Origin of the sequence: Aeromonas sp. HMWF015 (assembly GCF_963878965.1) — a bacterium.
Taxonomy (GTDB): domain Bacteria; phylum Pseudomonadota; class Gammaproteobacteria; order Enterobacterales; family Aeromonadaceae; genus Aeromonas; species Aeromonas veronii.
Genome location: NZ_CAWNZT010000091.1, coordinates 1 through 21,347 on the forward strand (window position 1 = coordinate 1; position 21,347 = coordinate 21,347).

23 protein-coding genes are annotated in these 21,347 nt (G+C 59.7%); 13 read left to right on the top strand and 10 right to left on the bottom strand.

Annotated elements, in window-relative coordinates; all coding sequences use genetic code 11:
• The 4 genes from AACS18_RS04085 to AACS18_RS04100 all read left to right on the top strand — a co-directional run.
• Positions 1 to 809 (top strand): RNB domain-containing ribonuclease (locus tag AACS18_RS04085; protein ID WP_146184742.1); only part of this gene is annotated, 809 nt, incomplete at its 5' end.
• Complete coding sequence (gene rlmB, locus AACS18_RS04090) at positions 806 to 1,555, top strand: 23S rRNA (guanosine(2251)-2'-O)-methyltransferase RlmB (protein WP_108612041.1); 750 nt, start codon at positions 806 to 808, stop codon at positions 1,553 to 1,555. The genes AACS18_RS04085 and rlmB, both read left to right, overlap by 4 nt.
• A gap of 2 nt (positions 1,556 to 1,557) precedes the next feature.
• Positions 1,558 to 2,130, top strand: coding sequence for a Crp/Fnr family transcriptional regulator (locus AACS18_RS04095; RefSeq protein WP_108612042.1), 573 nt, complete (start codon positions 1,558 to 1,560; stop codon positions 2,128 to 2,130).
• 56 nt (positions 2,131 to 2,186) lie between these two features.
• Complete coding sequence (locus AACS18_RS04100) at positions 2,187 to 2,642, top strand: GNAT family N-acetyltransferase (protein WP_043820488.1); 456 nt, start codon at positions 2,187 to 2,189, stop codon at positions 2,640 to 2,642.
• A gap of 72 nt (positions 2,643 to 2,714) precedes the next feature.
• Here AACS18_RS04100 and srmB read toward each other — a convergent pair whose 3' ends face one another.
• On the bottom strand, positions 2,715 to 3,938 hold the full coding sequence (gene srmB / locus AACS18_RS04105; RefSeq protein WP_005335816.1) for an ATP-dependent RNA helicase SrmB: 1,224 nt from the start codon (positions 3,936 to 3,938) through the stop codon (positions 2,715 to 2,717).
• Between the two features lie 119 nt (positions 3,939 to 4,057).
• On the opposite strand from srmB, the gene AACS18_RS04110 reads away from it, so the two are divergent.
• The 3 genes from AACS18_RS04110 (at position 4,058) to brnQ (AACS18_RS04120) (ending at position 7,993) form a co-directional block, all read left to right on the top strand.
• The gene (locus AACS18_RS04110; RefSeq protein ID WP_108612043.1) at positions 4,058 to 4,768 is read left to right on the top strand and encodes a tRNA1(Val) (adenine(37)-N6)-methyltransferase; all 711 of its coding nucleotides are present in this window, start codon (positions 4,058 to 4,060) and stop codon (positions 4,766 to 4,768) included.
• A 191-nt stretch (positions 4,769 to 4,959) separates the two neighbouring features.
• A complete protein-coding gene (brnQ, locus tag AACS18_RS04115) occupies positions 4,960 to 6,264 on the top strand; it encodes a branched-chain amino acid transport system II carrier protein (RefSeq protein WP_108612059.1) in 1,305 nt (434 codons plus the stop codon).
• A gap of 451 nt (positions 6,265 to 6,715) precedes the next feature.
• Positions 6,716 to 7,993, top strand: coding sequence for a branched-chain amino acid transport system II carrier protein (gene brnQ / locus AACS18_RS04120; protein ID WP_258228675.1), 1,278 nt, complete (start codon positions 6,716 to 6,718; stop codon positions 7,991 to 7,993).
• A gap of 73 nt (positions 7,994 to 8,066) precedes the next feature.
• Here brnQ (AACS18_RS04120) and AACS18_RS04125 read toward each other — a convergent pair whose 3' ends face one another.
• Genes AACS18_RS04125 through zur form a run of 3 tightly spaced genes read right to left on the bottom strand, consistent with a single transcriptional unit; the run spans position 8,067 to position 9,211 of the window.
• Positions 8,067 to 8,297 carry a hypothetical protein gene (locus tag AACS18_RS04125; protein ID WP_040066994.1) on the bottom strand — a complete coding sequence of 77 codons (231 nt, stop codon included), beginning with the start codon at positions 8,295 to 8,297 and terminating at the stop codon, positions 8,067 to 8,069.
• A gap of 4 nt (positions 8,298 to 8,301) precedes the next feature.
• The gene (locus tag AACS18_RS04130; RefSeq protein ID WP_005335807.1) at positions 8,302 to 8,763 is read right to left on the bottom strand and encodes a chemotaxis protein CheX; all 462 of its coding nucleotides are present in this window, start codon (positions 8,761 to 8,763) and stop codon (positions 8,302 to 8,304) included.
• Positions 8,753 to 9,211, bottom strand: a complete 459-nt coding sequence (gene zur, locus AACS18_RS04135) for a zinc uptake transcriptional repressor Zur (protein WP_005335805.1) — start codon at positions 9,209 to 9,211, stop codon at positions 8,753 to 8,755. The genes AACS18_RS04130 and zur overlap by 11 nt, the downstream gene beginning before the upstream one ends.
• A 137-nt stretch (positions 9,212 to 9,348) precedes the next feature.
• Between zur and dusA the strand changes: the two genes are divergently transcribed.
• Positions 9,349 to 10,335, top strand: a complete 987-nt coding sequence (gene dusA, locus AACS18_RS04140; RefSeq protein ID WP_108612045.1) for a tRNA dihydrouridine(20/20a) synthase DusA — start codon at positions 9,349 to 9,351, stop codon at positions 10,333 to 10,335.
• A gap of 69 nt (positions 10,336 to 10,404) precedes the next feature.
• On the opposite strand, the gene AACS18_RS04145 is transcribed toward dusA, so the two are convergent.
• From AACS18_RS04145 to AACS18_RS04155, 3 genes are all read right to left on the bottom strand, one after another.
• Positions 10,405 to 11,964 carry a methyl-accepting chemotaxis protein gene (locus AACS18_RS04145; protein WP_108612046.1) on the bottom strand — a complete coding sequence of 520 codons (1,560 nt, stop codon included), beginning with the start codon at positions 11,962 to 11,964 and terminating at the stop codon, positions 10,405 to 10,407.
• Between the two features lie 137 nt (positions 11,965 to 12,101).
• Positions 12,102 to 12,401, bottom strand: coding sequence for a hypothetical protein (locus AACS18_RS04150; RefSeq protein WP_005335795.1), 300 nt, complete (start codon positions 12,399 to 12,401; stop codon positions 12,102 to 12,104).
• A 118-nt stretch (positions 12,402 to 12,519) separates the two neighbouring features.
• Positions 12,520 to 14,124 (bottom strand): peptide ABC transporter substrate-binding protein, encoded by a 1,605-nt coding sequence (locus AACS18_RS04155; protein WP_108612047.1) that lies wholly within the window; start codon positions 14,122 to 14,124, stop codon positions 12,520 to 12,522.
• A 184-nt stretch (positions 14,125 to 14,308) separates the two neighbouring features.
• Here AACS18_RS04155 and AACS18_RS04160 point away from each other — a divergent pair, with 184 nt between their 5' ends.
• Positions 14,309 to 15,016, top strand: coding sequence for a ParB-like protein (locus AACS18_RS04160; RefSeq protein WP_108612048.1), 708 nt, complete (start codon positions 14,309 to 14,311; stop codon positions 15,014 to 15,016).
• 94 nt (positions 15,017 to 15,110) lie between these two features.
• On the opposite strand, the gene AACS18_RS04165 is transcribed toward AACS18_RS04160, so the two are convergent.
• The gene (locus AACS18_RS04165) at positions 15,111 to 15,770 is read right to left on the bottom strand and encodes a CatB-related O-acetyltransferase (RefSeq protein WP_108612049.1); all 660 of its coding nucleotides are present in this window, start codon (positions 15,768 to 15,770) and stop codon (positions 15,111 to 15,113) included.
• Positions 15,771 to 16,055: 285 nt separating this feature from the next.
• Between AACS18_RS04165 and AACS18_RS04170 the strand changes: the two genes are divergently transcribed.
• Positions 16,056 to 16,484, top strand: coding sequence for a DUF2753 family protein (locus tag AACS18_RS04170; RefSeq protein WP_005335785.1), 429 nt, complete (start codon positions 16,056 to 16,058; stop codon positions 16,482 to 16,484).
• An 18-nt stretch (positions 16,485 to 16,502) separates the two neighbouring features.
• On the opposite strand, the gene AACS18_RS04175 is transcribed toward AACS18_RS04170, so the two are convergent.
• Positions 16,503 to 17,252: an enoyl-CoA hydratase-related protein gene (locus tag AACS18_RS04175; protein ID WP_076492447.1), complete on the bottom strand. Its 750-nt coding sequence runs from the start codon at positions 17,250 to 17,252 to the stop codon at positions 16,503 to 16,505.
• Positions 17,253 to 17,342: 90 nt separating this feature from the next.
• On the opposite strand from AACS18_RS04175, the gene AACS18_RS04180 reads away from it, so the two are divergent.
• From AACS18_RS04180 to AACS18_RS04190, 3 genes are all read left to right on the top strand, one after another.
• Positions 17,343 to 17,792 (top strand): copper chaperone PCu(A)C, encoded by a 450-nt coding sequence (locus AACS18_RS04180; protein WP_005335782.1) that lies wholly within the window; start codon positions 17,343 to 17,345, stop codon positions 17,790 to 17,792.
• A 95-nt stretch (positions 17,793 to 17,887) separates the two neighbouring features.
• The gene (locus tag AACS18_RS04185) at positions 17,888 to 18,520 is read left to right on the top strand and encodes a TIGR04219 family outer membrane beta-barrel protein (protein ID WP_108612050.1); all 633 of its coding nucleotides are present in this window, start codon (positions 17,888 to 17,890) and stop codon (positions 18,518 to 18,520) included.
• A 225-nt stretch (positions 18,521 to 18,745) separates the two neighbouring features.
• Positions 18,746 to 19,426 carry an SDR family oxidoreductase gene (locus tag AACS18_RS04190; protein ID WP_005363016.1) on the top strand — a complete coding sequence of 227 codons (681 nt, stop codon included), beginning with the start codon at positions 18,746 to 18,748 and terminating at the stop codon, positions 19,424 to 19,426.
• A 92-nt stretch (positions 19,427 to 19,518) separates the two neighbouring features.
• On the opposite strand, the gene AACS18_RS04195 is transcribed toward AACS18_RS04190, so the two are convergent.
• Positions 19,519 to 21,243: a proline--tRNA ligase gene (locus AACS18_RS04195; protein ID WP_108612051.1), complete on the bottom strand. Its 1,725-nt coding sequence runs from the start codon at positions 21,241 to 21,243 to the stop codon at positions 19,519 to 19,521.
• Between the last annotated feature and the right edge of the window lie 104 nt (positions 21,244 to 21,347).

Below are 21,347 nucleotides of genomic sequence, written 5' to 3' on the forward strand. Positions count from 1 at the left end.
GACGCCCGGATGCGGAGCTGCTCTCCACCATGCTGCTGCGCTCCATGCGTCAGGCCATCTATCAGGCTGACAACATCGGTCACTTCGGTCTGGCCCTGAAGTCCTACGCGCACTTCACCTCGCCGATCCGTCGCTACCCAGACCTGATCCTGCACCGGGCGATCAAGTACCAGACTGCCAAGGAGCAGCAGGGCAACCTGCGCCACAAGTGGACCCCGAGCGGTGGTTATCACTACCAGCTGGAAGAAGTGGACCCGATGGGCGAGCACTGCTCCATGACCGAGCGCCGTGCCGACGATGCGACCCGCGACGTGGCCGACTGGCTCAAGTGCGAGTACATGCTGGATCACGTGGGTGACGAGTTTGACGGCGTTATCGCCAGCGTTACCGGCTTTGGCTTCTTCGTGCGTCTGGCGGAGATCCATATCGATGGTCTGGTGCACGTCAGCACCCTCACCAACGACTACTACCAATTTGATCCCCTGCACATGCAGCTGATTGGCGAGAACTTCCGCCGTCGCTACCGTCTGGGCGACAAGGTGCGCGTCAAGGTGATGGGCGTGAACCTGGACGATCGCAAGATCGACTTCGTGATGGTGGAAGAGCCGCTCAAGGCCACCGGCAAGAACGCGAAAGAGATGGCGCGCAAGCAAGCCGAGATCAAGAAAGAGAAGGCCAAGAGCGCCCAGCGCCACGAAAAACGTAAAGAGGGCAAGGATCACGGCAAATCCGACAAGGGTGGCCGCGCCAAACCCAGCAACAGACGACCGAGCAAAAAGGCTCGCGATAAGGCCAAGAGCACTAAATGAGCACTGAACTGATCTACGGCATTCACGCTGTATCTGCGCTGCTGGAGCGCACACCCGAGCGTTTCATCGAGGTATGGGCGCTGAAGGGGCGGGATGACGACCGGCTGCAACCCCTGCTGACCGAGCTGGAATCCCTCGGTCTCAAGGTGCAGAGCGTGAACCGCAAGACTCTCGACGATAAAGCGGAAGGCAACAATCACCAGGGCATCATGGCTCGGGTGAAAGAGGCGCCGAAGCTCGCCGAGCACGATCTGGCCAGCCTGCTGGACGAGCTGGCGGCACAACAGAACCAGCCCTTCCTGCTGGTGCTGGATGGCGTGACTGACCCGCACAACCTCGGCGCCTGCCTGCGCAGCGCCGATGCTGCCGGGGCTCATGCTGTCATCGTGCCGCGGGACAAGGCCACGGGTCTCACTCCGATCGTGCGCAAGGTTGCCTGTGGCGCGGCCGAAGTGGTGCCGCTCATTCAGGTCACTAACCTGGCCCGCACCCTGCGCGAATTGCAGGAGCGCGGCGTCTGGATTGTCGGCACCGCTGGCGAGGCCGATCACGACCTCTATCAGGCCAAACTGACCGGCCCGATGGCGCTGGTGATGGGTGCCGAAGGTAAAGGTATGCGTCGCCTGACCCGCGAACATTGCGACGAGCTGGTGAGCATCCCGATGGCAGGGGCGGTATCCAGCCTCAACGTCTCGGTGGCGACCGGCGTCTGCCTGTTTGAAGCCGTGCGTCAGCGTCGCGGTTAATCATGCTGACTGACAGACCCCCCTTCGATTGGGCGCAGGTCGCAGATAAAGAGGAGGCCGCGCGCCTCCTCTCTTTTGCCCGCCCGCTGACCCTCAGCCCGAAAAGCTGCCTCTGGCATGCTGGCGACAGCCCGGATCTGTTGGTCAGGGTGGAGCAGGGGCTGCTGCGGGCCAAGCTGGTGCTGGAGGATGGCCGCGAGTACATCAAGGAATTCTACTGGGAGGGGGACGAGTTTCTCGACTTCCACCACCTGCTTAGTGGTGAGCCGGCCCGCTACAGCGTGGAGGCGCTGGAGCCCTGTCGTCTGCAGCTGTTCAGTCTGGCTGACCTGCGCCAGTTGCCCGGCTGGCCGCGCTGGTACCAGCACCTGCTTGAGGTGCAGCTGCGCATCAAGGAGGAGAAGGAGCAGTTGCTGCTGACCGGCAGCCCGCAGGCGCGCTATCAGCACTTTCTCGACAGCTTTCCCGCGCTTGATGCCAGAGTGCCCGACCACCAGATCGCCGCCTATCTCGGTATCACTCCCATCAGTCTGAGCCGCATTCGCAAACGGCTGAAAGAACTTAACAAAGGTTAATGCAGGGCGCTGGCGCCACGATTATGCTGGCAGGCCGAACTGATAAGGAGTTGCCGATGAACTGGATCCTGAAACCCTGGTCTGAACTGACCACTGACGAGTTGTATGAGTTGCTGGCGCTGCGGGCCGAGGTGTTCGTGGTGGAGCAGACCTGCCCCTTTCAGGATCTGGACGGGCTCGATCGCCGCGAAGGGGTCTGGCACCTGCTCGGGTATCAGGGCGAGCTGCTGGCCGCCTATGCGCGGATCATGGCGCCCGGCATCGGTGATGAGAGCGGTTCCGCCATCGGTCGGGTGGTGACCTCACCCAAGGCGCGCGGCGGTGGTCTTGGTCATAAGCTGATCGGCGAGGCGGTCAAAGCGTGCGAGGCACACTGGCCGACCCACAGCATCTGGCTTGGTGCTCAGGCTCATCTGCAGGGCTTCTACGGCCAACATGGTTTTGTGGCGGAAGGGGAAGGCTATCTCGAAGATGATATCCCCCATATGGGGATGCGCAGAGTGGTGGCATAACCACTCGTCAGAGTGATTCAGAATGCAGAAGGGCCATCCCGCGGGATGGCCCTTCTCTTTATCGCCAGGCGATCACTTCTTCTTTTTCTTCTTGGCGGACTTCTTCTTGTCGACCGGCTTTTTCTTCTTCACCGGTACCCGCGCTTCCTTGTGTTTCGGGCGCAGCTCGTCGATCACCCGGCGCTTGAGGCGCTCTTCGGTGTAGCGCTCGATCTTGGCGACCATCGCCATGTCGTGGGCTTCCACCAGGCTGATGGCACAGCCACGGTTGCCAGCGCGGCCGGTACGGCCGATCCGGTGGACGTAAACATCGGCGCCGTAGGGCATGTCGTAGTTGATGACATGGCTGACGTTCGGCAGGTCGATGCCGCGGGCAGCGACGTCGGTGGCGATCAGGAAGGGTACTTCCCCTTCGTGGAACTTGCGGATCGACTCGATACGCTTGCTCTGCTCCATTTCGCCACGGATCCAGGCGCAGGAGATACCTGCCGCCTGCAGCTGGCCGGAGAGCTCCGCCAGACGCTCGCGAGTCTTGACGAAGATAATGGCTTTCTGGGTTTCCGGATCTTTCAGGATATGGGTCAGCAGCGCCAGCTTGTGGGCGGCGTCATCGGCCAGATGGATCCACTGGGTGATGGGGCGACGCTCGCTGCGGGGCGGCTCGGCGTGCAGCTCCACCGGATCCTTGAGGATCTCGTTGGCGAACTTCTCAAGACCGGCCCCTTCCAGGGTGGCGGAGAAGAGCATGGTGTGCTTGCGGTAGCGCGCCTCTTCCACGATGCGGTTCACATCCTTGATAAAGCCCATGTCCAGCATGCGGTCCGCTTCATCCAGCACCAGCACTTCGATGTCGTGGCTCTCGAACTCCTCTTTCTCGATGTACTCGAGCAGACGGCCCGGGGTGGCCACCACGATGTCGGTGGTCTTGGTCAGGGCAGGCAGCTGCTCTTCATGGCTGACGCCGCCGATGATGGTCTCGATGCTGAGGTTGGTGTGTGCCGCCAGCGCCTTGGCGTGGGCGGTCACCTGCAGCGCCAGCTCGCGGGTCGGGGTCAGGATCAGCATGCGGCAGGGGCCTGGTTTGCGGCGCGGGAAGTCCAGCAGGTGCTGGAGTGCTGGCAGCAGGAAGGAGGCCGTTTTGCCGGTACCGGTTGGAGCGGATGCCAGAATATCGCGGCCGTCCAGGGCTGGCTCCAGCACCATCTGCTGGATGGTGGTGGGGCGGGTGAATCCCATCTCGGCCAAGGCCCGGTTGAGGGCGGGGTGCAGGTCGAAATCATCAAAGGACTGGCTCATGGCAATACTCGGTCATTAAGGAAACGGCAGATTATAGGCGATTATCTCGTCGGCTCCTATTGGTGAGTGTGTCTTAGCCGCTATAATCGCCCACCATTTTTGCAGATGACGGGGGCCAGATGGGACGTAGTCGCGGATTTACCTTCAAACAGTTCCATATCAATCACGATCGCTGCGCCATGAAGGTGGGCACCGATGGCATTTTGCTCGGTGCCTGGGCGCCGGTCGAACAGGCGCGTCGAGTGCTCGATATCGGCACCGGCAGCGGCCTGATCGCCCTGATGCTGGCCCAGCGCAGCAGATCTGACTGCCGTCTTGATGCGGTCGAGCTGGATATTAATGCGGCCAGTCAGGCGCGGGAGAATGCGGCTGCCTCTCCCTGGGCCGATCGGGTAACCGTCATAGAGAGTGCCATTCAGGATTATCAGGCTGCCCCTTACGAGCTTATCGTCTCCAACCCTCCCTATTTCGTGGCAGGCCAGTCATTTAGCGATCCGGCGCGGGCGTTGGCCCGCCATACCGGCGCCCTCGACAGCCACGCATTACTAGCGGCCTGCGATCGTTTGCTGAGCCCGAACGGGCAGGTGGCGCTGGTGCTGCCGACGGCGATGGCCGATGAAATTTTATGCATTTCGGCGAATTATGATCTGCATGGCATTTGTTATGCAGCTGTTATCACCAGAGAGGGTAAAGAGGCAAATCGTGTTTTATTGCTACTTGGCAGAGGATTAAACAGGTGTGAGAGGGGTGAAATTGTGATCCATTCTGCTGATGGGGCCTATTCCGACAGATATATCCAACTGACCAAGCCCTTCTATTTGAAGATGTAAATTTCGTCTTGAACTATTTTTTCACGCCATTATGCTGGTTCCAGATCGAGCGCCCGCTCCAGACCAGCTAAAACCACTGGTTGCGATGAAAAAACATGCGGGGCTCTTTTTTTATACCCCCTGAACACACCCGGTCAGCGACCGATAAAAACTATAACAAGCAATAATTTACAAGACAGACGAGGTTGAACTTGACGAAATCACTCACATTGTCCGATGTACTCGGATTAGGGTTTATGACCTTCGCCTTCTACCTGGGCGCCGGTAACATCATTTTCCCGCCGTTGGCCGGTTACATGGCTGGTGAGCACCTCTCCCTGGCGATGTTTGGCTTCCTGGTCACTGCCGTGGGCCTGCCTCTGGTGACCATTCTGGCCGTGGCGAAAGCCGGTAACGGCTGGGCTGGCATGACCAAGCTGCTGCCTGCCGGTGTTGCGACTGCGCTGGCCGTTGCCATCTATATCATCATCGGCCCGGCCTTTGCCGCGCCCCGTACCGGTCTGGTTGCCTACGAGATGGGCCTCAAGCCGTTCATCGGTGATATGGGGCAAGCGGGTCTGGCGGCCTATACCGTGATCTTCTTTGGTGTGGCCATTCTGGTCTCCATGAACCAGGGCAAGCTGATGGACGCCATCGGCAAATACCTGACTCCGGTACTGATGCTGCTGCTGCTGACTCTGGCTATCGGGGTATTCGTAGCACCGCAAGGCTCCATGCCTGATGCGTCCGGTGACTATCAGAACAGCCCCTTCGTCAAAGGGATCCTGGAAGGCTACAACACCATGGACACCCTGGCGTCCCTGATGTTTGGCGCCCTGATCGTCGACCTGCTGCGCCAGAAAGGCATCAACGATTACAAGAGCCAGTTCAAGTATCTGGCCATTGCCGGCCTCATCTCTGCCGTTGGTCTGAGCGTGGTGTACGTCTCCCTGTTCCAGCTGGGTAACACGGCAGCCGGTGTGGCGACCGATGTCAGCAATGGTGGCGCCATCGTCAACGCCTACATACTGAGCCTGTTTGGTCAGCCGGGTCAGTTCATTCTGGCGGCCATCATCACTCTGGCGTGTTTTACCACTGCAGTCGGTCTGATCTCCGCCTGTTCCGATTTCTTCCACAATCTGACCGGCATGGCTTACAAGAAGCTGGTGGTGTTGCTGGGCGTTATCTGTGCCGTGGTGGCCAACGTGGGCCTGAGCCAGCTGATCAGCCTCTCCATTCCGGTGCTGGTTGCCATCTATCCCGTTGCCGTGGCGCTGGTACTGGTCACCTTCCTGAAGGGTTACTTCGGCCGTCCCCGTCTGGTGTTCCGTGGCGTGTTGATGGTTGCCTTCCTGTTCGGTTGCCTGGATGGTCTGGGTGCTGCCGGTATGAAGATGGATGCGTTTGCCTTCCTGCCGCTGTTCGACAAGGGCCTCGCCTGGCTGATGCCGACCCTGCTGGCCTGCGTAGTTGGTGTGATGGTGCGTCCGACCGAGATGGCTGCCGAAGCTGCCTGATCACACCCGATGTGATATTGCCAAGAGCCTGCCCCGTGCAGGCTCTTTTGTTTTCTGTGAGCCTCGCTTCTCGCCTCGCTTTGCACTGCCGTAATTGTCACTGTACACAGATAGCATCTGAGCAGCCGTATTTTGCCGCTATAACCCGTTCCCCTCTTCTTGCCTCTCATACGCCACGTGTGACACCTGTTTATGGAGCGCCGAGTTGTTCGGCGATTAATTCCACAGCGGTAAATTGTTTCAAGATATTAATTGGTGATTGAGATCGAACTCCTCTTCTTTATGCTAAAGGTGGTGCGCCTCATCCGGTCCGCGGGCCGTGTGGGGGCGAGAGGTATTGTTACCGGTTATCTGCCAGGCAGTGGGTGCAATCAATAACAAGCTGATAAGGCAGATGAGGTTGAGTTTGACGAAATCATTGAAGTTGTCCGACGTATTCGGATTGGGGTTTATGACGTTTGCCTTCTATCTGGGGGCTGGCAATATCATTTTTCCGCCGCTGGCCGGTTTTATGGCCGGTGAGCATCTGCTGGCCGCCATGTGCGGCTTCTTGCTGACGGCGGTGGGCTTGCCGCTGATCACCCTGATTGCGGTGGCCAAGGGGAGCTCGGGGGGCGGCGCGAGTGGCTGGACCGGAATGACCCGCTATCTGCCCGCCGGGGCGGCGACGGCGCTGGCCATCGCCATCTATATCATCATGGGGCCCGCCTTTGCCATTCCCCGCACCGGTCTGGTCGCCTACGAGATGGGGCTCAAACCCTGGCTCGGCGATGCCGGTCATGCGGGGCTGCTGATCTACACCCTGAGTTTCTTTGCGCTGGTGATCCTGGTGGCGCTTGATCGGGGCAAGCTGCTTGATGCGGTCGGCAAGTATCTGACCCCAGCCCTGATGGCGATGCTGCTTATTCTGGCGGTCGGGGTCTTTATGACGCCGCAGGGCACCATGCCAGATGCCAGCGGTGAGTACATAGATGCAGCCCTGACCAAAGGAATGCTGGAGGGGTACAACACCATGGATACCCTGGCCTCCCTGATGTTTGGAGCCCTGATCATCGGGTTGCTGCGCCAGAAGGGGATCGAGGATTATCGCAGCCAGTTCAAATACCTCACCATTGCAGGTTTGATCTCGGCGGTCGGGTTGTCGGCGGTGTATGTCTCGCTCTTTCAGCTGGGCAACAGTGCCGGTGGGGTGGCGAGCGATATCAGCAATGGTGGGGCCATCGTCAATGCCTACGTCCTGAGTCTGTTTGGTCAACCGGGTCAGTTTATTCTGGCTGCCATCATTACCCTGGCTTGTTTTACCAGTGCGGTCGGCCTGCTCTGTGCTGGTGCCGACTACTTCCATGGCCTGACAGGTTGGGCCTATCGCAACTGGGTGATGCTGCTGGGGGCGCTCTGTGCACTGGTGGCCAATGTGGGGTTGAGCGAGCTGTTCGGCCTCTCCATCCCGGTGCTGGTGGCCATCTATCCGGTGGCCATCGCGCTGGTGCTGGTGACCTTCCTCAAGGGATGGTTTGCCCAGCCACGGCTGGTGTTTCGCGGTGTGCTGACGGTCGCCTTTCTGTTTGGTTGCCTCGATGGGCTGGGGGCTGCCGGGATGGCGATGGACGGCTTTGCCTTCCTGCCGTTGTTCGACAAGGGACTTGCCTGGCTGCTGCCGACCCTGTTGGCCTGCATCGTCGGTATCCTGGTGCGACCAAGCGGTAAGTTGGCTGCCGAAGCGGCTTGATTCAGGGTCAACGAGATAGCAAAGAGGCCAGCATCTGCTAGCCTCTTCTGTTTCTGCCGGATCCGTTACCGGATCAGATTTGCGGGCCTGACGGCTTGGGTTTGCCCTCCAGACCATACCAGTGGGTTTCTACCCGTCCGGCATGCCACTCGAAGGTGCCCCAGGGCTGCTTGGCTTCCCAGCGCGGGAAGTTGATGAGCACCCGATTATCTTCGTACTTGTAGAGGGAGGTGCTGATCTGAATGTCCGACAGGATCAACAGCAGGGCCCAGCAGATGAAAATCCATTTCAATGCTTTCCACATAGGGTTACTCGAAGCAGATTTCGATAGTGGCGCGACCGAAATCAGATTCGAACGGCATCATGATCTTGGTGCCATCGGCACGGTGGGTAATGGTGTGGTTGGGGCCGGAGACGATGATGGGGGTCGCCATGTCAAACTCGTAGCCCTTCTCGCCCAGCATCCGCTTGGCACCGCCGGTCACCATGTTGGTGATTTCACCGACCATGTCGGTCACCTCTTCGTTGATGTTGGCAGGTGCTTCCCCCAACATGCGGCGCATGATCTCCAGCGCCAGCCCCTTCTCGAAGCTGATGGAGAGGGAGCCACGGGTCTGCGGGCCGACCATGCCAATCAGGCCGGAGACGTCGCCGCGCGCCAGCTCATCCATCTTGCGTTTCGGTTTGCCCGGTTTGAGTTCCAGCTGTGCCATGGTCGAGAGCACATTGAGCAGGGATAGCAGGAACGGATTTACAAAATCAGCCTTCATGATGACTTCCTACAGTGGGCGTACAACGGGCACATTGGCCATGTGCCTCTATCGTCTTATTGGTAATAGTAAAACCATGCAAGTGGGCCTGCTCGGAAAACGCGCTATCGATCGCCGTATCGTGAAGCTCGACCACATCCCCGCACTCGTCGCAGATCAGCAACTGCATCGGGTGAGCGTGATCGAAGTGGCAGCAGAAGATAAACGCGTTGAGAGATTCCACCTTGTGAGCAAAGCCCTGTTCGAGCAAAAAATCGAGTGCCCGATAGACGGTTGGCGGCTTGGCATTGGCTTCGGTTTGTTGCAGCTGGGCCAACAAATCATAGGCGCTGATGGCGTTGCCGTGTGCCGCCAGCAGGCGAAATACCTGACGTCGGGTCGGGGTGAAGCGGATCCCTCGCTGTATACAGAGTCGCTCGGCTCGTTGTAAAAGTTGATCTTGATTCATGATCGCGCAGATACCCTTTCTATTAGCCGGATACTATCACAGGGCCTCGCATGGCGCGGCGACAAAATTCATTTTCTGGGGCTGCTTCACGTTGTGATAAAATCCGCCCCTTTCTTTAGCCAACCCGGATGATTTTTATGCAGGCGCAGCGTTTTTCCATCGCCCCCATGCTGGACTGGACTGATCGGCATTGCCGTTACTTTCATCGACTGATGAGCCGCCAGACCTTGCTCTATACCGAAATGGTGACCACCGGCGCCATCATCCACGGTAAGGGGGATTATCTGGGTTACAGCGAGCAGGAGCACCCCATCTCCCTGCAGCTGGGTGGCAGCAATCCGGCCGATCTGGCGCGCTGTGCCAAGTTGGCCGAGGAGCGCGGCTATGACGAGGTGAACATCAACGTCGGCTGCCCCTCCGATCGGGTGCAAAACGGCCGTTTTGGTGCCTGCCTGATGGGTGAACCGGCGCTGGTGGCAGACTGCGTCAAGGCGATGCGCGATGTAGTCGATATTCCGGTGACGGTGAAGACCCGTATCGGCATCGACGATCAGGACTCCTACGAATTTCTGCAGGCTTTTATCGAACAGGTGCGCGATGCTGGTTGCGATACCTTCATCGTCCATGCCCGCAAGGCGTGGCTGAGTGGCCTGAGCCCCAAGGAGAACCGCGAGATCCCGCCCCTCGATTATCCCCGCGTCTATCGGGTCAAGCAGGATTACCCGGAGCTCACCATAGCTCTCAACGGCGGCGTCACCTCCATGGAGCAGACTCTGGAGCACCTGCAACACGTCGATGGCGTCATGATGGGGCGTGAAGCCTATCAGAACCCCTACATTCTGGCGCAGGTGGACAATCTGGTGTTCGGTCAGAACAACGCTGTGCCGAGCCGCCACGAGGTGGTGCGGATGATGCTGCCCTATATCGAGCAGGAGCTGGCCAAGGGCAACTACCTCTCCCACATGACCCGCCATATGCTGGGGCTGTTCCAGAACATGCAGGGGGCTCGCGCCTGGCGCCGTCACCTGAGTGAGAACGCCTGCAAACCGGGCGCCGGTATTCAGGTTGTGCTGGATGCCATGGCCAAAGTGCCGGAGTTTGCCAGCAGCGAGACGGCCGAATAAGCCAGTTGTGCCAAGGCAAGAGCAGCCAAAAAGCGCGTCTTGTGACGCGCTTTTTTGATCGCTGTCGCTTCAATATCTGAACTGGTTGATCAGCCGCGAGAGATCCTGCAGCCGCTCAACCAGCAGGGTGATGCCATCTAGCGCCTGCCTGCTGTTGTCGGCGGTGTGGCTGGCCAGCTGGTGGATCTGGTGTACCCCTTCATCGAGCGTCGCCGTGACGTCGGCCTGCTGACTCACCGCCTGGGCGATCTCGTCGCTGGTGCGGGTTACCTGCCCCAGCATCCGGTTGATCTGGGTGAGCACGTCGGCGGTGGTGCCCGCGTGCTGCTGGCAGCGCGCCGAGGTCTGCGCCCCTTGCGTCATCCCGTCCGACAGCTGTTGTGTAGTCTGTTGCAGCGCCTGGATCATCTCGTGGATCTCGCTGGTCGAGGCGCGAGTCTTCTGAGCCAGCGCCCTCACTTCATCCGCCACCACGGCAAAGCCGCGCCCCTGTTCGCCCGCCCGGGCGGCCTCGATGGCCGCATTGAGGGCGAGCAGGTTGGTCTGGTCGGCGATTTGACTGATCACCTCCAGAATACCGCTGATCTTCTGGCTGTCGCTGGTGAGCTGGGCCAGCACTGCGTGGTTGGCATCCAGCTCCTGATGGAGTTGGTTGACGGCGGAGCGGGTGGTCGCCAATGCTTGCAGCCCCTCGTCGGAGACCTGCTGTACCTCTATGACCAGATTGCTCGCCTCATGGGCACTGTGGGCCACATCCCGAATGGAGTGGCTCAGCTCGGTGATGGCGGTCGCCAGCTGCTCGCTGTGGGCGCGCTGCTGCTGTAGGTGGGTATCGATGGTCTGGATATTGCCCCGGTCATCTTCGGCTGCCTGCAGGATCTGCTGGTTGGTGTCGGCACTGCGCCCGACCACGGCCTTGAGCTCGGCCTGCTTCATCCGCAGGGCCAGCTCGACGGCCGCCAGGGTGTCGTGCCGTCGGGTGTAGAGCACCTGACAGAGGTGGGTTCCCTTGTCTTGATCGGCAAGGGTAAGCAGATGAGCCAGCCGTTGCTGCAATCGCCAGCCGTGGATTGCCTGTGCCAACAGCAACAAGGCGGTGGGCAGCAGCCATAACAGGTTGCCGGTGGCAAAGGTAGCAAGGGTGGTGAGCAACGCAGAAACGGAGAGCCAGAGGGTCAGCTGACCCGGTTCAATGTGACACCGGCTCAGCCAGGGGAGCGCTTTGCCGCTGCGCAGCAGGCCATAGAGCTGCTCGGCCCAGGCCACATCGCTGGCGGCGGGTTTGGTGCGCACCGACTGGAACTCGACGATCTCCTTCTGCGCATTGAGGATCGGGGTGACGTAAGCGTTTACCCAATAGAACTGATCGCTTTTGGCGCGGTTCTTGACCAGCCCCATCCAGCTTTTGCCCTGTCGCAGCCGCTGCCACATGTCGGCGAAGGCCGCTTTGGGCATGTCGAGGTGTCGCACCAGATTGTGGGGTACCCCTTCCATTTCGGCAGCACCATACCCGGCTACATCACAGAAGTGCTGGTTGGCATAGGTAATATGACTGGCGGGATCCGTGGTCGAGATGAGTGCGATGTTGTCGGGGAAGTGTATCTCCCCCTCCTGATGGGGTTTGGTCATGTGTCGTTCCTGAAAAAGCCAAATAACTGATAAATATATTTTTTATTGTCGTTCTCAGTTAATCATTCTAAGGCTCTTCAGTGACCCGAACTTGGCTTGGGTCAATTAATCAACACAATGAATTGATGAAGTGAGGGTCAGCTGGCCGGGGTGAAATCGTGAACTTCGCCGCTTCTCGGTTTAAAGCGCGGATCGCTATCTTTGTAGCTGCGCACCAGCTCCATTGTCTTGCAAAAGCTGGTCTGCTTGTCGTACTCCTGACGAGCCAACTCGATGGCCCGCTCGGCCCGGCGCCGCTCCATCTTGTCAGACTTGCGATCGCTGAACTGTTGCTGCTGGTGCAGCATCCAGCCGACAAACTCTTGCTGGCATTGGGATTCGCTATTGGCCTGCGCGGGCAGGGTCCACAACAACGAGAGCAGTATCAAATAACGCATGTCTGACTGGGTATTGAAGATTAATTGAACAGAAGGGGCGGCATTTTAGGCTGGAAATCGTGGTGTGAACAGTGTCAATAGCGAGGCCCTGCGGGGCCTCGCATCGTTGTGGCCGGTGTCAGTGTTTGACGAGGTAGAGTTGGCGGCTGTAGGCCACATCCTCCGGGTTGTTGATGGGGTAGCCCTTGAGCCATGGCTTGATGAGTCGGGCATTGGTGTACTGGTAGATGGGGGCGATGGGGGCCTGATCCAGCAGGAGCGCTTCCGCCTCGCCAAACAGCTTGCTGCGGCTGGCGGCATCCTGAGTGCTGGCAGCCTCTGCCAGCAGCTGGTCATAACGGGCATTGGCAAAGCCTGCCATATTGCCGCTGTGACGAGAGCCCCACAGGCCGAGGAATGCTGACGGGTCGTTGTAGTCGGCGACCCAGGATGAGCGGATCACCTCGAACTGACCGCTCTGGCGACTGTCGAGATAGGTTTTCCACTCCTGGTTGGTCAGCTCGACCTCGGCGCCCAGCTTCTGCTTCCACATGCTGGCAATCGCCAGTGCCATCTTCTTGTGAATTTCCGCGGTGTTGTAGAGCAGGGTCAGCTTGAGCGGCTTGTCCGGGCCGTAACCGGCCTCCTTGAGCAGGGCCTTGGCCTTGCTGTCCAGCTCCGGCTGGCTGCTGGTGGAGAGCAGGTTGGCGGTTGGGGTGAAGCTGGCGGTCACATCCGGAGTGAAGTGATAAGCCGGTTTCTCGCCAGTGCCGAGCACCTTGTCGGCGATCAGGGCGCGGTCGATGGAGTAGGAGAGCGCCTTGCGTACCCGCACATCGTTCAGTGGTGCCTGACGGATATTGAAGGCGTAGTAGTAGGTGCCGAGCTGGTCCGGGGTGTAGACCTCATTCGGGATCTGCTGCTTCAGCTTGTCGTACTGCTCCTTGGGGAAGGATTCGGTGATATGCAGATCGCCAGCCAGGTAGCGGTTGGTCGCCGCGCTCTCCTGATTGATCGGCATGAAGATCACCTTAGTCAATACGGTATGGGCCCGATCCCAGTAATAAGGGTTGGGGGTCAGCTCCAGCTTCTCGTTGACTACCCGGTTATTCAGCACAAAGGCACCATTGCCCACCAGTTTGCCGGGTTGGGTCCACTGGTTGCCGTACTGCTCGATGCTGGCTTGATGGAGCGGCGACAGGCTGGGGTGGCTCAGCAGGTTCAAGAAGTAGGGCACCGGCTGGGAGAGGGTCACCTGCAGGGTGTGGTCATCAAGGGCCTTGACCCCCAGCTCGCTGGCAGGCAATTTGCCAGCCACGATCTCGTCCACCTTGTCGAAACGGGCTAGTTGGGCAAACCAGGCGAAGGTGGCCGCCTCTTTTGGGTCGACCAGCTTGCGCCAGCCGTAGACGAAGTCGCCAGCCTTGACCGGATCGCCGTTGGACCAGCGCGCATCCGGGCGCAGATGGAAGGTAAAGAACTGGTTGCCCTTGTTCTCCCAGCTGGCCGCCACCCCGGCAACCGGTTTGCCATCCGGCCCCTGGGTCAGCAGCCCTTCGAACAGATCCCGCAGTACCTGCAACTCCGGCAGGCCGACCAGCTTGAGCGGGCTCAGGCTCGCAGGTTCATCCTTGAGGTGGCGAACGACAATCTGCTCGGCGGCGAGTTGTGTTCCGGCGGGAATATCGGCAGCCTGGACAGCAGCACAGCCCAGCAGGGCCAGCAAGGGGGTCCATCCTTTCATGGGTCGGATCCTTCAAATAGTGTGAAGCGGGGAGAAAACTCGGCGAGAAAATATCGCCGACAGATGGGAAATCATGATATCCCGTTTGCTGGTCTGACCGCCAGCATTCGACTCTCACTCCCAATCGGGGTAGAAGAGCGTTCCCGGCGTCTGTGCAGTTCAATGTGGTGAGGAGTGTCAAACGATGAAAGCATGGTTATTGCTGGCCTGTGTGTTGAGCCAGGGTGCCTGGGCGTTGGCCCCGTGCCAGAGCGACACGGCGGTGGGCAACTGGTGCGAGATCGGCATCGATGCCTTGCACCCGACCCAGGGGGGCGTCGGCCAGATCCAGGTCGATGAAACCCAGGCCACATTGGCTGGCATGAGCGCAAAGCAGCTCGACAAGTTGATGAAAAAGAAAGAGATCCCCGTGGTGATTGCGCCGGATGGCAGCTACTGGCTGGTGGACCGCCACCATCTCACCAAGGCGTTGTGGCAGCAGGGCGTCAAGGATGCCCGGGTCAAGGTGATTGGCCGTCTGCAGGATAAAGCCAACTTCTGGAGTCAGATGCAGAACAACCACTGGGCCTGGCTCAAGGATGAGAAGGGGCAGCCGCTGACCCCGGAGCAGTTGCCGAGCAGCATCGACAAGCTGCCTGATTACCCCTATCGCACCCTCGCCGGACTGCTGCAGAATGCGGGCTACTTTCGCAAGGACAAACAGGTCTATTTCGTCGAGTTTGCCTGGGCCAGCTGGCTCGGCAAGCAGATGCAATGGATGCCGGTGGACAGCGCCAATCTGGCGGCCCGCCTGCAACAGGCCAAACGGCTCGCCTGCGGCAGCGATGCCAGTGACTTGCCCGGTTATCCCGGCAAGCAGTGCAGCCTCAACCAGTCCAAAAGCGCGCAGTGAGTGGATGTGTGATGACGGCACCCTGAGCATGCCGGAGATAAAAGAGGGCGACCCCGGGGTCGCCCTTATGCTGTCAGCTACTGGTTAGCGGTGGTCACTCATGGCGCTCCGCCCAGTGGGCAGCCGCCTGTTCAAGCAGGGCGACGTCACCTTGCTGGATCAGCGGTAGCAGATCGTTGACCTGTTGATCCGGCCAATCCCACCAGGTGAGGGCCTGTAGCCGGGCAATCTCCTCCTCGCCAAAGCGCATCCGCACCACCCTGGCCGGGGTGCCCGCCACCATGGCATAGGGCGGCACATCCTGATTGACCAGCGAACGGGCGGCGATGATGGCGCCATCGCCGATGGTGACACCGGGCATGATCATCGCCTCCATGCCGATCCAGACATCGTTGCCGATGCGGGTATCACCTGCGGGGTGGTAGCTGCGCTTGAGCGCCGCCAGATCGGCGAACGGATAGGTGCTGATGAAGGCCGTGTTGTGGGTGTGGTTGCCGCCCATGATGATCTTTACCCCGGCGGCAATCTGCACATAGTCGCCGATATGGAGACGGTCGATATGCCAGAGCGGCTCCCAGCCGGTTTCCGGGCTGCGGCTGAAGGGATCGCCATGGAGGTAGCGCACCGCCACCTCTTCGAAGGGGCCATCCCAGGCACCCGAGTAGTAGCTGTGCTGCCCCTTGAGGCAGATATTGGGGTTGGTCACCGTCAGGTGCAGGTATTCGACCTGCGACCAGTGTTGGCAGGTGTTCATGTTGGTAATCCTTTGCTGAATGGATCGGATGGGTTGCGTTCGCTTGAGCGCAGCTAATAGATCCAGACCAGTACGCGGGGCACGCAGAGCAGGGAGCAGCCCAGCATCTGCGGGAGGCGTGGTCGCATTGTGGAGTGCTCCAAAGAAGGGGGGAGGGGCACGATCATAAGGTCGGGCGCCGGGTTTGCCAAGGTTGCGCAGAGATCCTGCACTAACCCTCTGGTTGATATTTATTCTCAATTAGCCATGATAACACTCCCACCATGACGGATTCGGGAGAGCGAAATGACACCGCAAAGTTGGCAACGATACATGCTGGAGGCGGAGCGTGCCTGGCAGGCCGGTTCGCTGGGGGCGGCGATCTGCTTTTATCAGCAGGCGCTGGGGGATGTTTACGAGATGACCCAGGTCGAGCTGACCGAACTGGCCACCATGCGGGTCGCCACCTGTCACCGGCTGGCCGACTTCTGGCGGGCGATGGATGAGCCGACTTATGAGCTGCGCTACCTGAAGCTCGCTTCCGAGCTGGTGACTGCGCTGGTGCCACAGTGCCCCAATCGGGAGTGCGAGGCACTGATCAGCGAGCTGGGTTGCTGTCGCGGCGCCCTGCTCGCCTTTCTCAAGCGCCACCCCAATCCGGAAATTGCCCGACTGATCCAGCTGCAGGACAAGGTACAGGGTTGCGAGCTGATCGGCCGTTTTCGTCTCAACTGACAGGCGTTGAGCGGCAGCTCAGCCCCGCCGTTTGAGTTTCTGGGCGATGCGTTGCTGCGCCTCTTCCCCTTGCAGTGCCTGGGCGAAGGCGCGCGCCTCCAGATCGATGACAAAGTGCACCGCTTGTTTAAGCTCCTGTTTCAGCAGCGCCTTGCTCTTTTGCAGCGCTCTGGGCGGTTTGGCCGCCAGCTTCAGTCCCTGCTCGCGGGCAAAGGGGAGCAATCCATCGGCCGCCACCACCTTGTTGGCCAGCCCGAGCCGCAGCGCCTCCTCTGCATCAATCGCCTCGGCCAGCAGCAACAGCTCGGCTGCCTTGAGGTGCCCCACCAGACGCGGCAGCAGCAGGCTGGAGGCGAACTCCGGCACCAGCCCCAGCTCGACAAAGGGAAGCTGCAAGCGGGCGTTATCCGCCAGATAGACCAGATCGCAGTGCAGCAGAATGGTGGTACCAATCCCCACCGCCGGGCCTGCAACGGCGGCGATCACGGGTTTGGGGAAGTCGGCAAGGGTGTGGAGGAACTGCAGTATGGGGTCGTCGGGCTCCAGAGAGCTCTTGCCCATAAAGTCGGCCAGATCATTGCCCGCGGTAAAGCAATCCTGCTGCCCCTGCAACAACAGGACATGCACCTCCTCATCGGCTGCCGCCTCTCGCAGCGCTGCCACCAGTTGCTTATAGAGCTCGGTATTGAGGGCGTTGCGCTTGTCGGGGCGGTTGAGGGTCAGGGTGAGCAAGCCATCCTGCTGCTCGGCAATGAGAATGGGGGCCATGTCTAAATCCTTGTTATTGAAAGGTGCAAAAAAGGTTGCTGCTGGGGTAACCTTGGCGCCGTTTAACAACATCATAAAAGGATTTCAACCATGTTTAAACGTGCGTTTTATTCTCTGCTGGTTCTGGGTATGACGGCGCCTGCACTGGCCAAGGTCGAGGCTGTAGACGGTTATGTTCGCCTGTTGCCGCCGGGCTCCCCCAACACTGCCGCCTTTATGGTGCTGAAGAATGACGCCGACCAGCCGGTCAAGCTGGTGGCGGCGGCTTCTGCTGCGGCCGGGCGTGCCGAGCTGCACACCCACCTGCACGAAAATGGCGTGATGAAGATGCGTCAGGTCGAGAATATCGAGATCCCGGCCAAGGGCGAAGCGGTGCTCAAGCCGGGCAGCCTGCACATCATGCTGTTCGAGGTGGGCACGCTCTCCGAGCAGACCCCTTTCCCGCTCACCCTCACCATGGATGATGGTCAGAAGCTGGATCTGTCACTGCCGGTGAAGCCGATTGAGCCGATGGCCGAGATGAAGCATATGAAGCACTGACATTTGTCGTCGTTTGTTCAGGATTGACGCTGGGTATTTTGGCTGCACCGAGTAAAATAGTGCTCTTTTCCATGTATGCAAGAGGAAGTGACGTAATGAAAAAGACGCTGATTGCCGGTTTTGTGCTGGTTCTGTGCAGCCAGAGTGCCATGGCCGCTGACGACTGGCGTTTTGCCGCCGGTGCCGACGTATGGGCCGCCAAGGGCAGTGGTCAGGCTTATGGCACCAGTGCTGATGGCAGCTATGACGACAGCTACAACTGGAACGGCTATCTGCAACTGGAACACGGCATCATCTTCCTGCCGAACGCCAAGTTTGAAGTCTCCGATTTCAGTACCTCCGGCGGCAACTTCAAGAACGATCTGACTGCCTACGATCTGAGCCTCTACTACCGTCTGTTCAACAACGATCTGTTCAAGATCGATCTGGGTATGACCGGCCGTCACTACGATGGCGAGCAGGTCTACTTCGGTCGCAAGGGTTATGACGAAGATACCCTGATGGCCTATGCCGGCAGTGAAGTGAAGATCCCGGGCACCGGCATCGCCTTCTTCGGCGATCTGCGTACTCACGATGCGGACAACTATGACTACCGTCTGGGTGGTTCCTACAAGTTCTCTTCCATGCCGATCAAGCTGCGTGCCGGCTGGCGTGAAGCCAAGGTCGACTTCGCCAATATCGACCAGTCTGTCGATGGCTGGTTCATGGGTGGCGAATTCACTTTCTAATCTGACGTTGTCTGACAACGGGGGTGATATTCTTCGCCAACATCTATCAGAGCATTCTGTCGATGGATGGTTCATGGGCGATGAATTCACTTTCTAATCTGGCGTTGTCTGACAACGGGGGTGATATTCTTCGCCAACATCTATCAGAGCATTCTGTCGATGGATGGTTCATGGGCGATGAGTTCACTTTCTAATCTGACCGTCGACTGACGACGAGGAGCGATAATGGGCCACATCATAGTGACAGGTGCCGGTTCCGGTCTTGGCCGTGCGCTGACCATAGGTCTGGTTGAGCGGGGCCATCAGGTCTCCATGATGGGGCGCCGTTATCAGCGACTGCAGGAGCAGGAACAACTGCTCGGCAGCGCGGTGATCGGCATCGCGGCCGATCTGGCGCACCATGAAGAGGTCGACGTCGCCTTTGCCGCTGCCGTCGAGTGGGGTGGTCTGCCCGACATGGTGATCCACTGCGCCGGGGTGGGCGAGTTTGGCCCGGTCGGTGTCTACACCGCTGAACAGATCCGCCGGGTGGTGGAGAGCAATCTCATCTCCACCATTCTGGTGGCCCAGCAGACGGTGCGGCTTATCGGGGAGAAAGGCGGAGTGCTGGCCAATGTGCTCTCCTCCGCCGCGCAGGTGGGCAAGGCCAACGAGAGCCTCTACTGCGCCTCCAAATGGGGAATGCGCGGCTTTCTCGAATCCTTGCGCGCCGAGCTGAAAGGCTCGCCACTACGGCTGGTCAACCTCTACCCGAGCGGGATCCGCAGCGAATTCTGGGACAACTCGGATCACGTGGACCCGAGCGGCTTCATGACCCCGGAAGATGCGGCGGCCTATATGCTCGACGCGCTGGAAGCCAGAAGCAGCTGCCACGTGACCGACCTCTTTATCGGTCGCAATCCCTGAGGCTAAGCCAGCCATCCGGTTGCCGTCGTCCGCACACAGAAACAAAAAGCGCGCCAAATGGCGCGCTTTTTTATATCGGGAAGAGGGCGGAATTAACGGCCCAGCTTGGCCTTGAGCATGGCGATGATGTCGCTGATGGCCACTTCCTGCTTCTCGCCGGTGCGGCGGCACTTGTACTCCACCACGCCGTTGTCCAGACCGCGATCGCCGATGACGATGGCGTGCGGGATGCCCAGCAGCTCCATGTCGGCGAACATTACGCCCGGGCGCTCTTTACGGTCGTCGAACAGCACGTCCACACCGGCCGCTTTCAGCTCGGCGTAGAACTGTTGTGCCTGCTCGGCCACGCGCTCGGACTTGTGCATGTTCATCGGCACGATGGCCACTTCGAACGGAGCGATGGCGTCCGGCCAGATGATGCCGTACTGGTCGTTGTTCTGCTCGATGGCAGCGGCCACCAGACGGGAAACCCCGATCCCGTAGCAACCCATCTCCATGGTGACGGACTTGCCAGCTTCGTTCAGCACGCTCGCCTTCATCGCTTCGGAGTACTTGGTACCCAGCTGGAAGATGTGGCCCACTTCGATACCGCGCTTGAGCAGCAGCTTGCCCTGGCCGCACGGGCTCGGGTCGCCTTCCACCACGTTGCGCAGGTCGGCAACTTCGTAAGCGGTGATGTCGCGATCCCAGTTGGCACCGGTCAGGTGGAAGCCGGTTTCGTTGGCGCCGCAGACGAAGTCCGCCAGATGGGCAGCGCTGCGATCGACGATGATGCGACCGGCAAAGCCGACCGGGCCGATGGAGCCTGCGTCGCAACCGGCGGCAGCTTTGATCTGCTCGTCGTTGGCGAAGGTCAGCGGGTTAGCCACGCCAGCCAGTTTCTCTGCCTTGATTTCGTTCAGCTCGTGGTCGCCACGCAGTACCAGCGCAATAACGGCCTGCTTGCCGTGCTCATCTTCCTCTGCCAGTACCAGCAGGGTTTTGGCGATGGCGGTCGGTGCCACGTTCAGGAAAGCGGCCACTTCGTCGATGGTGTGAACATTCGGGGTGGCAACCTTGGTCAGGGCTGCGGTGGCGGCAGGGCGCTCACCAGCCGGTGCCAGTGCTTCGGCCATCTCGATGTTGGCGGCGTAATCGGAGCTGTCGGAGAAGGCGATCAAGTCTTCACCGCTCTCGGCCAGCACCTGGAATTCGTGGGAACCGGTACCCCCGATGGAGCCGGTATCGGCCTGCACCGGACGGAAGTTCAGGCCCATGCGGGTGAACGCCTTGCAGTAGGCGGCGTGCATCTTCTCGTAGGTATCGACCAGAGATTCCTTGTCGATGTGGAAGGAGTAGGCATCCTTCATCAGGAATTCGCGGCCGCGCATCACGCCGAAACGGGGGCGCACTTCGTCGCGGAACTTGGTCTGGATCTGGTAGAGGTTGAGCGGCAGCTGCTTGTAGCTGTTCACTTCGTAACGTACCAGCGCAGTGATCACCTCTTCGTGGGTCGGGCCCAGCACAAAGGGACGGTTGTGACGGTCGGTCAGACGGCACAGCTCGGGACCGTAGTCATCCCAGCGGCCGGACTCCTGCCACAGCTCGGCGGGTTGTACCACCGGCATGGAGACTTCGACGGCACCAGCATTGTTCATCTCTTCGCGAACAATGTTCTCGATTTTCTTCAGTACCCGCAGACCGGTTGGCAACCAGGCATACATGCCGGAGGCCAGTTTACGGATCATCCCGGCGCGCAGCATCAGCTGGTGGCTGACAACTTCAGCGTCGGAGGGGGTTTCCTTGAGAGTGGAAAGCAGATATTGGCTGGTACGCATCGCGGTAGACCTTAGCTAGAACGGGCGCGGGGCCCAGGATAATTTCAAGGGCGGAATTTTAACAGGCTGGGCGTTGCGGCCCAAGGGCTAAATTTGCCGCAACC

What these genes read in the sequence shown, in the direction of transcription:
- dusA (WP_108612045.1), top strand. Translation starts at nt 9,349, where the DNA reads ATGCAGGCGCAGCGTTTTTCCATCGCCCCCATGCTGGACTGGACTGAT.
- AACS18_RS04155 (WP_108612047.1), bottom strand. Translation starts at nt 14,124, where the DNA reads ATGAAAGGATGGACCCCCTTGCTGGCCCTGCTGGGCTGTGCTGCTGTC.
- AACS18_RS04125 (WP_040066994.1), bottom strand. Translation starts at nt 8,297, where the DNA reads ATGTGGAAAGCATTGAAATGGATTTTCATCTGCTGGGCCCTGCTGTTG.
- AACS18_RS04195 (WP_108612051.1), bottom strand. Translation starts at nt 21,243, where the DNA reads ATGCGTACCAGCCAATATCTGCTTTCCACTCTCAAGGAAACCCCCTCC.
- AACS18_RS04190 (WP_005363016.1), top strand. Translation starts at nt 18,746, where the DNA reads ATGGGCCACATCATAGTGACAGGTGCCGGTTCCGGTCTTGGCCGTGCG.
- AACS18_RS04165 (WP_108612049.1), bottom strand. Translation starts at nt 15,770, where the DNA reads ATGAACACCTGCCAACACTGGTCGCAGGTCGAATACCTGCACCTGACG.
- AACS18_RS04185 (WP_108612050.1), top strand. Translation starts at nt 17,888, where the DNA reads ATGAAAAAGACGCTGATTGCCGGTTTTGTGCTGGTTCTGTGCAGCCAG.
- AACS18_RS04110 (WP_108612043.1), top strand. Translation starts at nt 4,058, where the DNA reads ATGGGACGTAGTCGCGGATTTACCTTCAAACAGTTCCATATCAATCAC.
- rlmB (WP_108612041.1), top strand. Translation starts at nt 806, where the DNA reads ATGAGCACTGAACTGATCTACGGCATTCACGCTGTATCTGCGCTGCTG.
- AACS18_RS04170 (WP_005335785.1), top strand. Translation starts at nt 16,056, where the DNA reads ATGACACCGCAAAGTTGGCAACGATACATGCTGGAGGCGGAGCGTGCC.
- AACS18_RS04130 (WP_005335807.1), bottom strand. Translation starts at nt 8,763, where the DNA reads ATGAAGGCTGATTTTGTAAATCCGTTCCTGCTATCCCTGCTCAATGTG.
- AACS18_RS04145 (WP_108612046.1), bottom strand. Translation starts at nt 11,964, where the DNA reads ATGACCAAACCCCATCAGGAGGGGGAGATACACTTCCCCGACAACATC.
- AACS18_RS04180 (WP_005335782.1), top strand. Translation starts at nt 17,343, where the DNA reads ATGTTTAAACGTGCGTTTTATTCTCTGCTGGTTCTGGGTATGACGGCG.
- AACS18_RS04175 (WP_076492447.1), bottom strand. Translation starts at nt 17,252, where the DNA reads ATGGCCCCCATTCTCATTGCCGAGCAGCAGGATGGCTTGCTCACCCTG.
- AACS18_RS04160 (WP_108612048.1), top strand. Translation starts at nt 14,309, where the DNA reads ATGAAAGCATGGTTATTGCTGGCCTGTGTGTTGAGCCAGGGTGCCTGG.
- srmB (WP_005335816.1), bottom strand. Translation starts at nt 3,938, where the DNA reads ATGAGCCAGTCCTTTGATGATTTCGACCTGCACCCCGCCCTCAACCGG.
- zur (WP_005335805.1), bottom strand. Translation starts at nt 9,211, where the DNA reads ATGAATCAAGATCAACTTTTACAACGAGCCGAGCGACTCTGTATACAG.
- brnQ (WP_258228675.1), top strand. Translation starts at nt 6,716, where the DNA reads ATGACGTTTGCCTTCTATCTGGGGGCTGGCAATATCATTTTTCCGCCG.
- AACS18_RS04095 (WP_108612042.1), top strand. Translation starts at nt 1,558, where the DNA reads ATGCTGACTGACAGACCCCCCTTCGATTGGGCGCAGGTCGCAGATAAA.
- AACS18_RS04150 (WP_005335795.1), bottom strand. Translation starts at nt 12,401, where the DNA reads ATGCGTTATTTGATACTGCTCTCGTTGTTGTGGACCCTGCCCGCGCAG.
- AACS18_RS04100 (WP_043820488.1), top strand. Translation starts at nt 2,187, where the DNA reads ATGAACTGGATCCTGAAACCCTGGTCTGAACTGACCACTGACGAGTTG.